This window comes from Ignavibacteria bacterium, assembly GCA_041649015.1.
Taxonomy (GTDB): domain Bacteria; phylum Bacteroidota; class Ignavibacteria; order Tepidaquicellales; family Tepidaquicellaceae; genus CAIKZJ01.
Map to the genome: position 1 here is coordinate 292,425 of JBAZNU010000003.1, position 14,254 is coordinate 306,678.

Genomic DNA, 14,254 nt, shown 5'->3' on the forward strand with positions numbered 1-14,254 from the left:
GATTATATTATTAATATTTTTCTTTCTGTCATTTCTTCAATTGCATACTTTATTCCTTCTTTTCCCATGCCGGAAAGCTTCATTCCACCGTACGGCATTGAATCAACCCTGAAGGCTGATACTTCGTTTATAACAATACCTCCTGCTTCGATGTTCTCGTATGCGTACATTGCATTACTCAGATTATTCGTAAATATACCTGCCTGCAAACCGTAATCTGAATTATCAAGCTCTTTGATAACCTCCTTGAAGTCATTGAATCTCTTTAAAACCATTACCGGGGCGAACACCTCTTTAGAATTAACATTACACGCAATAGGAACATCACTCATTAATGTAGGTTCAAGCACAGAACCGTTTCTTTTTCCTCCTGTCAGAACCTTACCACCCGATTCTAATGCTTCCTTAATCCATCTTTCAGCACGTTTTGCCTCAGTTTCATTTATCATCGGACCTGAGAGACAGTCCTCGTCATCCGGATTTCCGTAAACCACTTTTTTGGCAGCTTCAACAATCTTCTTTTCGAATTCGTCGTATAGATTCCGGTGAACATATACCCTTTGCACGGAAATACATGATTGACCGGCTCCATAAAATCCCCCTGTTATTATTTTGGGAACAGCTATCTCTATATCTGCCGACTCATCAACGATAACTCCTGCATTACCTCCTAATTCAAGCGATATTTTTTGTTTACTTAGCTTACTTTTTATTCTCCATCCGATAAGAGGACTGCCTGTAAAGCTAACCATTTTTATCCTGTCGTCTGCAATAAATTCCTCTATTTCGCTTCCCGATAAAGTTACTATGTTGACCGGGCAATATCCGAGTTTCATTTCGTCAGAAACCTCTTTTATTATCTTAACAATTTCAATACCGCTGCACAATGACGCTGTAGCAGGTTTTAAAAGCAATGTATTACCCGAAGCGAGAGCGGGTGCAATCTTATGAGCTACTAAATTAACGGGAAAATTCCATGGAGTTATACCAAAAATCACTCCAATCGGGAATCTTTTTATGTATCCGTTTTTGTTCTCCGTTCCTTTTAATTGGTCAAGAGGAATTATCTCACCTTCAATCCTTTTCGCTTCTTCTGCTCCTGTTTTAAACGTGAAAATTGCTCTGTCCATCTCAGCAAATGAGTACTTTATCGGTTTTCCGGTTTCTAATGTAATTAAACGGGCAAGTTCTTCTCTTCTTTCACTGATTTTTGTGCTGATTTTTTCTAATAGTTCACCTCTGCTGTAAGAAGGAATAAGTTTAAATTTTTGAAAAACACTGCTTAGGTAGTTTAGCGATACATTTACCTGTTCTTTGGTTGTTTTGTATACCCTTTTTACAATTTTGTTTGTGTAAGGATTGATAATTTCTACGAAACTATCCGACTGTGCAAAATTATTTTCTACAATAAACTTTTCTGTTTCCATGATAATAAAATTTTATAAAAGTATTAATAATATATCAATAATATTAGTCAATGTTCTTTACCCGTACAAAGAGAATTTATGATGCAAAAAGTTATTCATACTTAATATCTTCTAACATTTATCTGCATTCTGTTTCCCTTAAACCTTTTAAACACTAAGCATAATAAACGCCAGCCCTGTAAACACATATAAACAAAGGGATGACAGATGTTTGTATTTTTAATTCAGTTATACATAATTAAAATTATCGCGCTATTTTTGTTAAGGTTTTTTTATTTCATACTGTAAAAAACAAAATGTTATAAAAACAAAGGATATGACACTCGAATTTCAAAGACAAGTAAAATTATTTAAATAGTCAAGCGGAAAATTTGTGAAAAACTTTAAATTGGATGTTTGATTTTAAATTTAAATCTTGTAACTTGCAAATACAAACCAACAAGTAATTCTTTAAAATAATCGTATTGTAATAAAAAATTTTAACAAGGGGATTTATCAGAACGAATGAAGATAAATAAGTTATTTACGAATTCAATAGCACTAAACCAAATAGAGTATGATAGGCGTTCATCTGTTATCCGTAACCCCGATGGATCAGTTGTTTTTGAGATGAATAATATTATTGTACCTAAGCATTGGTCACAGGTTGCTACGGACATAATTGCTCAGAAATATTTTCGTAAAGCAGGTGTCCCAAAAGTTTTAAAGAAAGTATACGAAGAAAATGTACCCGTCTGGCTTCAGAAAAGTGAAATCGATATTGAAAATTCCGATTCGACGGAATTGTATTCCTCCGAATTCGATTCACGTCAGGTCTTCAACAGACTTGCAGGGTGCTGGACTTACTGGGGATGGAAGTATAAATACTTCGACACAGAATCCGATGCTAAGAATTTCTATAACGAGCTGTTCTATATGCTTGCTATGCAGTTTGCCGCTCCGAATTCTCCACAGTGGTTCAATACAGGGCTGCACTGGGCTTACGGTATTACAGGTCCTTCGCAGGGGCACTTCTACGTTGACCCCGATTCCGGAAAGCTGACCCGCTCGTCTGATGCTTACTCACACTGCCAGCCGCATGCTTGTTTTATTCAGTCTGTCAGCGATGACCTCGTTAACGAAGGCGGTATAATGGACCTCTGGGTTCGTGAAGCAAGATTGTTTAAGTACGGTTCGGGTACCGGTTCTAACTTCTCTAACATCAGAGGGTCCGGGGAAAAGTTAAGCGGAGGTGGAAAATCATCGGGATTGATGTCTTTCCTGAGAATCGGAGACAGAAGCGCCGGTGCTATAAAATCGGGTGGTACAACACGAAGAGCCGCAAAGATGGTCGTTCTTGACCTTGACCATCCTGATATTGAAGATTTTATCAACTGGAAAGTTGTTGAGGAGGAGAAAGTCGCTGCTTTGGTTGCCGGTTCAAAACAGCTTAACTTGCATCTCAATAAAATTCTGGATGCATGCAGAAATCCGCTTCATCCCGAAGATGACGGTACCGACAGATTAAAGAACAAACAACTCGCTCAAGCTATAAAAGATGCGAGACGCGCATACATTCCCGAAAATTATATAGAAAGGGTAATTCAGTTATCTAAACTTGGTTTTAAGGAAATATTTATTCCTGTTTACGATACTGATTGGAATTCGGAAGCCTATGCAACTGTCTCAGGTCAAAATTCCAATAACAGCGTTCGAGCAACAAATGATTTTATGAAAGCTGTTGAAATGGATGATAAATGGAATCTGTACTGGCGTGTTGAACTTAAAAGATCAGCAAAAGAAAATAGAACTCCAAAGCCATCAAAGACTCTCAGAGCGCGTAAACTCTGGGATGATATTGCTTATTCAGCTTGGGCTTGTGCTGACCCGGGTATTCAGTTTCATACAACTATCAATGAATGGCATACATGTCCTAACGGCGGTGAAATAAAAGCTTCAAACCCGTGCAGTGAATATATGTTCCTCGATGACACAGCGTGCAATCTTGCATCTTTGAATCTCATTAAGTTCTTCAATAGCGATTCCCGTAAGTTCGAAGTTGAAAAGTTCAGACATGCTTCACGTATCTGGACTATCGTTCTTGAAATAAGTGTTCTAATTGCACAGTTCCCAAGCAGGGAAATTGCAGAGCTTTCATTTAAGTATAGAACTCTCGGTCTTGGATATGCAAACCTTGGTGCTTTACTTATGATTCTCGGTATTCCTTATGATTCGGATGAAGCAAGAGCTATTACAGGTGCAATTACTGCAATATTGCACATGCGCTCTTATGCTGCTTCTGCCGAACTTGCAAGAGAACTAGGTCCTTTCCCTGAATTTCCAAAGAACAGGGAAAACATGCTTCGAGTAATTCGTAATCATAAACGGGCTGCTTATAATGAAAATAAGAAAGAGTATGAGGGGCTTTCAATCTATCCTGTTGGTATAGATAAAAAATTCTGTCCCGATGATTTACTTAAAGCCGCTCGCGAAGATTCCGACCGTGCGCTTGAACTCGGCGAGAAATTCGGATACCGTAATGCTCAGGTAACTGTTATTGCGCCTACAGGTACTATTGGTCTTCTCATGGATTGCGACACAACTGGTGTGGAACCTGACTTTGCACTTGTAAAGTTCAAAAAACTTGCAGGCGGTGGCTATTTCAAAATTATTAACGAATCAGTACCTCCTGCATTAAAATATCTTGGTTATAGTGAAAACGAAATTGACGATATTATTAAGTATACTAAAGGTTACGGCTCTCTTATCGGATGCCCTCACGTAAATCCACAGTCATTAACCGACAAAGGATTTACTATGGAAGTTATTAAACAGGTCGAAAAATCACTTCCCGGTGTGTTCGATATTAATTTTGCTTTCAACAAATATACTCTCGGTGCAGCTTTCTGCAAGAACGTTCTTACATTTACAGAAGAACAACTTGATGATTATAATTTTAGTATACTAAAAGCTCTTGGATTTACTAAAGAACAGATTGATGAAGCTAACGACTATATTTGCGGTACGATGACTATTGAGGGTGCTCCGCATCTTAAAGAAGAGCATTATTCGGTATTTGACTGCGCGAATAAATGTGGTAAAAAAGGAACACGCTATATTCTTCCTGAAGCCCATATTAAAACTATGGCTGCGGCCCAGCCGTTTATTTCAGGAGCTATCTCAAAGACAATAAATCTTCCAAATCATGCAACAATAAAGGATATGAAGAATGCTTATATGCTTTCATGGTCTCTTGGTCTGAAGTCGAACGCGTTGTACAGGGACGGTTCAAAGCTTTCTCAGCCTCTCAATAGAATTACTGATGAAGCATTTGAATTTGAAGAGGAAGAAAAATCCGAAATAACTGTTACTGCTAATGCTGATATTGTAAAGGTTGCAGAGCGTATTATTCACAGGTATATTGCAAAAAGAAGAAAACTTCCTTTCCGCAGAAGAGGTTATACACAGAAAGCAAAAATCGGAAATCATAATGTTTACCTGCGTACAGGTGAGTATGATAACGGACAGCTTGGCGAAATATTTATTGATATGCATCGCGAAGGCGCAGCTTTCAGAAGTCTTATGAACTGTTTTGCAATTGCTGTGTCTCTTGGTCTTCAGCATGGTGTCCCGCTTGAAGAGTTTGTTGATGCTTTTGTATATACTCGTTTCGAACCTAATGGCATTATTATTGGTAATCTAAATATTAAAATGGCTACATCTATAATTGATTATATTTTCCGCGAACTTGCCGTTACTTATCTTGCTCGTACTGACCTTGCTCATATTCCTGAGGACCAGATTGCAATCAGTCCTGTCGATTCACTGGCAAAGACAGAAAAGGATAAAGATATCGAGTATTATGAAGAAAAGATTTACAGTGAAAGAATAGTTGAAGAGAAAATAAAAGAGACGCCAAAAGAAACAGAAATTGTTGTTGACCATTCGGTACCTATTAGGATTGTCAGTAATCCAGCTGGTAACGGAAACACAAGAACATCTGAAAAGGTAAGGGTTGAAGAAGCTCTTCTTAAGGGTTATACTGGGGATATTTGCCAGGAATGCGGACAAGCAACAATGGTACGTAATGGTACATGTCTCAAATGCATGAGCTGCGGCTCTACAAGCGGTTGTTCATAGTTAATACTTTTAATAAAGTAAATAAAAAAGGGCAGATTATTTATCTGCCCTTTTTATTAAGTTCAAATTTTTTACGCTTATTTTCATTCTTACTTTATTACCCCATGCTTCTTCCCGACCTTCTCAAAAGCCGAAATACATTTTTCAATATCATTTGTTGAATGCGCTGCTGATATCTGAATTCTAATTCTTGCCATTCCCTTAGGTACAACGGGAAAGAAAAATCCAACTGCATAAATTCCTTCGTCGTATAAATCCTTCGATACATTTTGAGCGAGTACGGCATCATCCTCAAATTTTCTGAAAAGCACAGGTACTATTGGATGTACACTTTCAATTATATCAAAACCTAATTTGTTCATTCCGCTCCTGAAATATTCAGTGTTCTTCCTTAACTTTTCCCTTAAGTCATCGCTCTTGTCAAGCATCTCGAATGCTGTAATTGCTGCACCTATAACCGGCGGAGCCACAGAATTAGAGAATAAATATGGACGTGAACGCTGTCTTAACATATCGATGATTTCCTGTTTTCCCGTTGTGAAACCTCCTGTAGCACCTCCCATCGCTTTTCCTAGTGTAGAGGTTATTACGTCAACCTCTCCAAGCACTCCGCAATGCTCTATTGCACCCCTTCCTGTTTTGCCAAAGAATCCTGTTGCATGCGAATCATCAACCATCACCATCGCATCATATTTATTTCCAAGTTCGATTATTTCTCTGAGTTTTCCTATGTCTCCGTCCATAGAAAACACACCGTCGGTTGCAATCATAATATTTTTTGCAGGATGCGGCGGTGCTTCAAGACCGCTGTGGTCCCAGATATCCGAACCTTCGCGTGCGAGTTGCAGTTTTTCCTCAAGCGAACGCATGTCAGAGTGATTGTAAATTAGCCTGCGTGCTTTGCATAACCTTATTCCGTCTATTATACTCGCATGGTTCAGTGCATCTGTAATAATCGTATCTTCTGGACCGAGTATCGATTCAAACAAGCCTCCGTTTGCGTCAAAACATGAAGAATATAATATTGTATCCTCTGTGTGATAAAAATCTGCAATAAGCTTCTCAAGTTGCTTGTGAATATCCTGCGTTCCGCAGATGAATCTTACAGACGCAAGCCCGAACCCATGTGTATCAAGTATTTCATGTGCTGATTTTATTATATCAGGATGGTTAGCCAGTCCTAAATAATTATTTGCGCAGAAGTTCAATACTTCCCGTGGTTCTGAATTATCCGGATATTTCACTTTTATACATGCTTTTTGGTCTGAAAGAATTATTCTTTCATCTTTGTATAACCCTGAATTCTTGATTTCCGAAAGTTCTTTCGCTAAATCTAACTTGGTCCTTATGTACATAAAATAATGTTTTTTACAATAATAATAAACCTCACTTTAAAAATAAGTAGAAATAAAAAAGCCGAACAATTCGATTCGGCTTTAATTATATTATTTCCTTATATTCTTACATTCCGTATCTGTCAATAATTTCTTGTTTTGTTTTTCCTAAGATTTCATATTTCTTACCGACTTTCACAAAAGCATCAAGAGCTTTTTCAAGATGATGCATTTCATGTGCCGCTGAAAGTTGTGTGCGAATTCTTGCCTGTCCTTTTGGAACAACAGGGAAGAAGAATCCTACTGCATAAATTCCTTCGGCAAATAAGTCTTTTGAGAAGTCCTGTGATAATTTAGCATTGAAAAGCATAACAGGAACAATTGCTGTTTCACCTTCCTTAATAATAAGTCCGGCTTCTGTGAGTGACTTTCTCCAGAATGCAGTATTCTTCTCAAGTTTGTCTCTTCGTTCAGTCGTCTTTGAAATCAGGTCAAGCACCGCCATTGATGCTTCAACGATTGACGGAGCTACAGCGTTAGAGAATAAATATGGTCTTCCTCTTTGTCTGCATAGCTCTACAATTTCCTTTCTTCCTGAAATACAGCCTCCCGAAGCCCCTCCAAGTGCTTTACCGAGTGTTGTGGATATAATGTCAATTTTACCCATTACTCCAAAATGCTCAGCCGTACCTCTTCCGGTTTTACCTATGTAGCCTGATGTATGAGCTTCATCTATAAATACCATGGCATTGTACTTTTCTGCAAGTTCAACTATTTTGTCGAGTTTTGCGAGGTCGCCGTCCATAGAAAACGCACCGTCTGTAATGATAAGTCTGATCCTCTTGTCCTGATGAAGCTTTAGTTTTTCTTCCAAATGCTTCATATCAGAATGCTTAAACGTATCCTGCTGTGCTTTTGCAAGGCGGATTCCGTCGACTATTGAGGCATGTATCAACCTGTCAGCTATCATTACATCCTGATCCGTCAGTACTGCTTCGAATACACCTGCATTCGCGTCAAAACATGACGGGAATAAAATTGTATCTTCAGTACCTAAAAATTCTGTTAGTTTCTTTTCAAGTTCTTTGTGTGTATCCTGTGTACCGCAAATAAACCTGACTGACGACATGCCGTAACCTCTGTGATCAAGCCCTCTGTGTGCTGCCGCAACAACATCAGGATGCGAGGACAACCCAAGATAGTTATTCGCACACATGTTAATCACTCTCTTTTCAGCGCTTCCTATCGGATATTGAACTTCAATTTCCGAATCCTGTGGTGCGCATATAGCTCTTTCTTCCTTGAATAAACCGGCAGTCTTTATTCCGGTCACTTCATCTAAAAGTGCCTTCCTTATAACTTCTGAATAAGCCATTCTATAACTCCTATAAATTTAAAATTATTTTTAACAACAACGCACACTGATTTAACTGACGTTTTATTATTGTCTATGATTAAAATTTATTCTTTACCAGTGTAAATCATAAACCAATCAGTTCTTTTAGTGTGTCAATCTTTAAAAATCAATTATCTTACTTCACGCCCATTTCTTTCAGCAGGGTTATTATGTTGTTTACGCTGTCAAACGCCTCCGGTGTTGCCTTTGCATCAGGTATCGATAAATTATACTTTGTCTCTAAAAACACCTTTAAAGATACCATAGAAAACGAATCTACTATCCCGCCCGATATAAGCGGCGTATCGTATGTTACTTCTCTGTCATCTCCATCCTCAAGGTATTCATTCCTGACATATTCCAGAATTACATCTTTTGTTTCCATTTTTTACTCCGTTTTAAGTTTATTAAAATTTATTCTGTTATTTATTCTACATATCATTTTCAAGTGTCGATGTATCACCTATTTCTTCTCCCCATTCCTTCGCTCTCAGCAGCCTTCTCATTATCTTTCCGCTTCTTGTCTTGGGCAGTGAATCAACAAATTCAATTTCCTGAGGCATTGCAAGTGCCGATAATTTCTTCCTTACGAAATTCATTATTTCAAGTTCAAGCATCTTGCTCGGTTCGTTACCCGGTTTTAAAGCTATAAAGGCTTTCACTACTTCCATGTTCACAGGATCTGGTTTACCAACAACAGCCGACTCCGCTACCGCGGGATGTTCAAGCAGTGCCGATTCAATCTCAAATGGACCTACAAGATGTCCCGCAGTGTTTATGACATCATCGTCTCTTCCTACGAACCAGAAGTACCCGTCTTCGTCAATGCTTGCTCTGTCTCCGCAGAGATACCAGCCGTTCTTAAACTTGCTCTTGTATGTTTCTTCATTGTTCCAGTATGTTCTTATCATTGAAGGCCATCCGGGTTCAATTGCTATCATCCCGACTATTCCCTTTTTCTCAATAGGCAGAAATGTCCTTAAATCAACAACTGTTCCTTTTATTCCCGGAAATGGTTTCCCCATCGAACCGGGTTTAATCTTCATTCCCGGATAGTTACTTACCATAATACTACCTGTTTCTGTCTGCCAGAATGTATCATGAAACATCATTCCGAATGCTTCCTGCGACCATAAAACCGCCTCTGCATTCAAAGGCTCGCCTACGCTTGCTAAATGTCTAAGTGACGATAAATCATATTTCTTCACAACTGCTGTTCCTTCTTTCATCAACGAACGTATTGCTGTTGGTGCCGAATACCAGACTGTTACCTTCTGCTTTTCAGCAAACCTGTACCAGTTGTCAGCCGTGAAACCTATTTCGGTCACGACCTGCGTTACGCCGTTTGACCATGGACCTATTATCCCGTACGATGTTCCTGTAACCCATCCCGGGTCTGCTGTACACCAGTATATATCATCATCTTTTAAATCAAGTACGTACTTTGATGAAATGTATTGGGATATCAGCGAATAATGAACATGCTGCGCTCCCTTTGGTTTTCCCGTTGTACCCGATGTGTAATGAAGTACGGACCTTGTCTCTGCCTTTGTCGGAAATATTTCAAAATCTTCTATCATCTTTTCTTTCTCAATGTTCAGCGCATACTCTCTTTCTCTTAATGGCTTGCTCCCATCATCATCTACCACTATTATATACTTCATATATGGCATCTTTTCAAGAATGTTTCTAACCTTCGGCAAATGTTTCTTCTGAGTAATTATTGCAGTCGTTTTTGCATCTTCTAATCTTGTTAAAAGTGATTCTGAGCCGAATGCCGAAAACAGAGGCTGAGCAATCGCACCAAGTTTAAGCACTCCTAAAAATCCAATATAAAGCTCGGGTATTTTGTCCATGAACAAACAGACTCTCTCGCCGTCTTTTACTCCTAAGTTCTTTAGAAAATTTGCTATCGTGTTCGAAATCAGTCGTATATCGTTAAACGTATATTTCTTCTCTTCGCACTTAGCATTTTCCCATATCAGTGCTAATTTGTCTGCATTGCCTTTCTTGCAAATTCTGTCTGAACAGTACCAACCTATGTTGATAACGTCTCCATCTGTGTACTCTAATTCTTTCTTTGAGATTTCCCACGAAAAGGTTTTTACTTCCTCTTCATAAGTTTTCATGTTTGAGGGTTTTGTAGGCATTTTTTAATTCGTTTTATTTATAAATGTTGTATGTAATCTCAATAAAATCTGTGTTTACCTCTATCTTGCAGTCAGCATTTTTAATTAACATTATTTAATCAAATGGATTAATTATTGCAGAAGCAGGATATTTGAGTTTGTTAAAAAAAGTAAAACGGATTTTTCCATAAATAAGGTGTCACTTAAATTTACTCAAAATATATCAAATTTTGCGATAATTCTATTCATTTATTTTAAAATTTGATGTAAAAGAAAATACCCTTTATCAAATAAAGGGTATTCCAAAAACACCTTCCACTGAATATTTTTCAATCTTTCCATCTCTTTCTCGCGGGCAATAATATCCTCTCTAATTTGTGCAAATCTGCTCAATCCGTGTTTATCCGCGTTCTGTTACATCCCTACAACCCCACTTTAACATTCACATAAAAATTCCTCTCCGCAGCAGGTATCCAGTATGGCGTCCCAGTCCAGTCAACACTTCCCGACGTTTCATACAATCTGTCAAAAATATTATTCACCTTCAGCGAAAACTCCAGACTGCTCAAGTACCCCTTTAGCTTCTTATCCTTCACCGACCCCATTACATCATACGATATCCCCGCATTAAAAACCGTATAAGCATTTATAAACTTATCAGCATACCCCGCGGTATTCCTTAATATTGGATTCTTCCGCTCGTTTTCCGAGTTATCCAGATACTGCTTGCCGATGTGCTGTGCCGTAACGTAAACGTTCAAGCCGAAATCCGTCATGTAATTCAACGACAGGTTTGCTATTATTGAAGGATTAAGCAGTATCTTATTCTCCGAATAATCATTTCCGTAAATAAGATTCCCGAGCGAATCAGAACCAAGTATTTCCTTGTAATCCTTAAAATAATTATCTGATAAATTTATGTTACCCGTTAAATATAAGTTCTTTAAAAGATTTGAACTCGCAAAATTAACAAACGGTCGAAGTTCAAAATCAAACTCTATCCCCTGATGAACCGATTTACCCGCGTTCCCGTTAATCGGCTGTCCTACGTTGTCAAGTTGTCCATTGCTTACTATTTCATTGCTGAAATTCATCATGTAAAGATTCAGATTAGCTTTCAATACGTTTGATGTATATCCCGCTCCGAGTTCGTAACTCAGCATCTCCTCCGGCTTAACGTATGGGTCTTCATATATGTTGTTTAATGTGTCAATTACCCTGAAATTCGGCTTGGAGTAAGGGTCTTCAGCGTTGTATATATCCTTCAGTCTCGGCTCTCTATTAGCCATTGAAAAATTACCGAACACTCTGAAGTTATCATCAATGTTATAGTTAAGTCCTGCTCTCGGAGTAAGAAAGTTGTAATCTACATTAAATTCATAGGGCTTGTACTTGTCATTTGCAATGCTATATCTGTGATAAGCAAACTGCAGTCCTAACATTCCCGTCAATTTCGGGGTTATATGATATACCTCGTTTGCAAAAACTGAAAACGTATTCTTCTTTCCTTCATAGTAGTAGTATTGATAATTATCGGGAGTACCCTGAGGCAGTGCGCTTCCGTATGTTATTTCTCCGTAATGTTCCGAATTGTGAATTCTTGCCTCGCCGCCTATTACAAGCGTTCCTTTCTCGCCATTATGTTTTATCTGAACTTTTGGATACCATCCGTAATCATTGTTGTTTACATATAAATTAGTTACCAAATCCGATTTGTCAATCACGTAGCCCTTCCCCGGCTCTATATAAAGCGTACCGTCTGGATTTCTTCTGTAATATGATGAATTATAAACACTCGAATCACTCGTAAAGAAAGGATTTAATCTGAAATAAGAAAAATCATATCCGTAATAAACAGGATAATTCGTAATAAAGTATCCTTCACCCCTTATGTAACTCAGCGTATTAGAAATCATCACATTCTTTGATGGCTGTGTGTTAAAAACAAGTTCATAATGCGGCTGAAAATAGTTGTCCGTCTCATTGTCAAAATTCAGGAAGTTGTACCTGCGGTCCTTTCTTGCGTCACCCGTTATCTTTCCGTCGAGATAATCTTTTGTTACTCCCAAATATGCAAGATGATTCTTTATTGGACTTCCATACGCATTGAATTTCAAAACTGAGTTAGAACCGAATGTCTTTCCCGCACTCAGAAAAAATGACCAATGGTCTGACCATGATAAATCCCTGTAACCGTCGCTCTGAGTCTTTGAAAGCTTGCTATAAAAACCAAATCCCGACTCAGTCAGCCCCGAAGAATATTCCATCGAATACCTTTTTGAGTTATAATCCCCGTAACCCGCACTGAAATTTATAAACTTCTTATCAAAATAGTTTATCGTTTGCAAATTTATAACCCCGCCTATTCCCGACGTTCCGTAAAGTGCCGTTCCTATTCCTCTCTGTATCTGTATGTTCTCAATGGATGAAGTTATATCGGCTAAATCAACCCAGTAAACCTGATGGTCTTCTGCGTCATTCTGAGGAACTCCGTTTGTTAGTATAGCAACCCTTCTCTGGTCGAATCCTCTTATCGAAAAGTAGGAATATCCCACTGAAGCTCCCGATTCCGAATAAGCATTTACGCTCGTGTTACCGTTTAAGAACATCGGCAAATCCTGCATCCAGAATCTCTCTTCTATTTTCTCTCTCCCGATATTCTGAAATGTAATAGGTGTCTCACGCTCCACTCCAAGCAATGCATTCACCTCAATCGTTTCAGTCTTGTACTTTGATGTATCCGATTCATCAGACTGTGAATATGAAACGGAATTCAGGAATATAAATCCTGTCAACATCATTAATAACTTTTTCATTTTAAATTTCCATAAATAAAAAACGCTTAAACCTTTTCCGAACCTGATAAAGTGAAAAAATTTAAGCGTCAAAATCCGTAGTAATTTCCTACGCCGGCATTATCCGTCAGGTTCTAAGGGTTTATTCTCAGCATCCCTGCTTTTAGCAGGGCAGCACCCCAATACTCTATTCTAAAGAACTATTACAAACTTATATATATTGAACAATATTTGCAAGTCTTGAAATATGAAATCATTTTCTACTTTCCCTTATTTATGATTATTAAAAATCCCGTCATGAGGTAAGATATGATAAAAGAATTAGTTATTTTAGATTACCTTTATGTCAGCAAAAATATCTTTGGGCTTATTTTTTAAGTAATCTTTTATTAAAGATTGTATTTTGTCATAATCTGCATTTATATCTTTAAATTCATTTTCGTGTTTCAACCATACATCATTTATACGTTTACTGTCAATATCATATCTAAGTCGGGTTTCAAATTCATCCATAAATTTATCATTATGTCTTAAATGTTCATAAATTATATGAAGGTTATCGTTCTCAACTTTATTAAGATATATCGATAGCATAGATAAATGCTTATTGTAAACATTGCTTGCAGAATTAACACTTTTGCCAGATAATATTTGTTTGCATTTTAAGTTCTCAATAATCTGACGTATAATATCCTTTTTAAGTACAATTGTATACAAATTTCTTATCAACTCATTTCGCAAAGCTTTTTTAACCCTCCTTCTATGTAATATGTCACGTATCAATCTAATAAAAACATTACCAACAATACCAACAACTACACCAATAAGAGCCCATACCCCATTATTTTCTATTATTTTATATATTAAATCCCACATATATTTTATTTTTCTCTTTTTCTAATTATATTTTATTACTTTGCATAAGTTTCCTTTATTGTATCAATTACTTGCTTGCCATTATAATAAAATACCTAATAAGTTATCTTTGTTATAATTATTATTTATTTACAAACTTAACAGTTTTAAGGTGTAAAACAAGTCTTGATTTTGGATA

Annotated in this window: 8 protein-coding genes and 1 riboswitch; of the genes, 1 reads left to right on the plus strand and 7 read right to left on the minus strand. The window is 37.5% G+C overall.

Annotated features, from left to right (window positions below; all coding sequences use genetic code 11):
* Positions 1-2: 2 nt before the first annotated feature.
* Positions 3-1,427, minus strand: coding sequence for an aldehyde dehydrogenase family protein (locus tag WC644_07075; GenBank protein ID MFA5011703.1), 1,425 nt, complete (start codon positions 1,425-1,427; stop codon positions 3-5).
* Between the two features lie 504 nt (positions 1,428-1,931).
* Here WC644_07075 and WC644_07080 point away from each other — a divergent pair.
* A complete protein-coding gene (locus WC644_07080) occupies positions 1,932-5,546 on the plus strand; it encodes a vitamin B12-dependent ribonucleotide reductase (GenBank protein MFA5011704.1) in 3,615 nt (1,204 codons plus the stop codon).
* Positions 5,547-5,635: 89 nt separating this feature from the next.
* Here the strand turns inward: WC644_07080 and kbl are convergent, their stop codons facing one another.
* From kbl to WC644_07110, 6 genes are all read right to left on the minus strand, one after another.
* On the minus strand, positions 5,636-6,901 hold the full coding sequence (kbl, locus tag WC644_07085; GenBank protein MFA5011705.1) for a glycine C-acetyltransferase: 1,266 nt from the start codon (positions 6,899-6,901) through the stop codon (positions 5,636-5,638).
* 106 nt (positions 6,902-7,007) lie between these two features.
* Positions 7,008-8,255: a glycine C-acetyltransferase gene (locus WC644_07090; protein ID MFA5011706.1), complete on the minus strand. Its 1,248-nt coding sequence runs from the start codon at positions 8,253-8,255 to the stop codon at positions 7,008-7,010.
* A 157-nt stretch (positions 8,256-8,412) separates the two neighbouring features.
* Complete coding sequence (locus WC644_07095; protein MFA5011707.1) at positions 8,413-8,661, minus strand: acyl carrier protein; 249 nt, start codon at positions 8,659-8,661, stop codon at positions 8,413-8,415.
* A 46-nt stretch (positions 8,662-8,707) separates the two neighbouring features.
* The gene (acsA, locus tag WC644_07100; GenBank protein ID MFA5011708.1) at positions 8,708-10,426 is read right to left on the minus strand and encodes an acetate--CoA ligase; all 1,719 of its coding nucleotides are present in this window, start codon (positions 10,424-10,426) and stop codon (positions 8,708-8,710) included.
* 401 nt (positions 10,427-10,827) lie between these two features.
* Positions 10,828-13,221 carry a TonB-dependent receptor gene (locus tag WC644_07105; GenBank protein MFA5011709.1) on the minus strand — a complete coding sequence of 798 codons (2,394 nt, stop codon included), beginning with the start codon at positions 13,219-13,221 and terminating at the stop codon, positions 10,828-10,830.
* Positions 13,222-13,288: 67 nt separating this feature from the next.
* A riboswitch (TPP riboswitch) is annotated at positions 13,289-13,392 on the minus strand.
* A gap of 138 nt (positions 13,393-13,530) precedes the next feature.
* Positions 13,531-14,076: a hypothetical protein gene (locus WC644_07110; GenBank protein ID MFA5011710.1), complete on the minus strand. Its 546-nt coding sequence runs from the start codon at positions 14,074-14,076 to the stop codon at positions 13,531-13,533.
* Positions 14,077-14,254 lie beyond the last annotated feature (178 nt).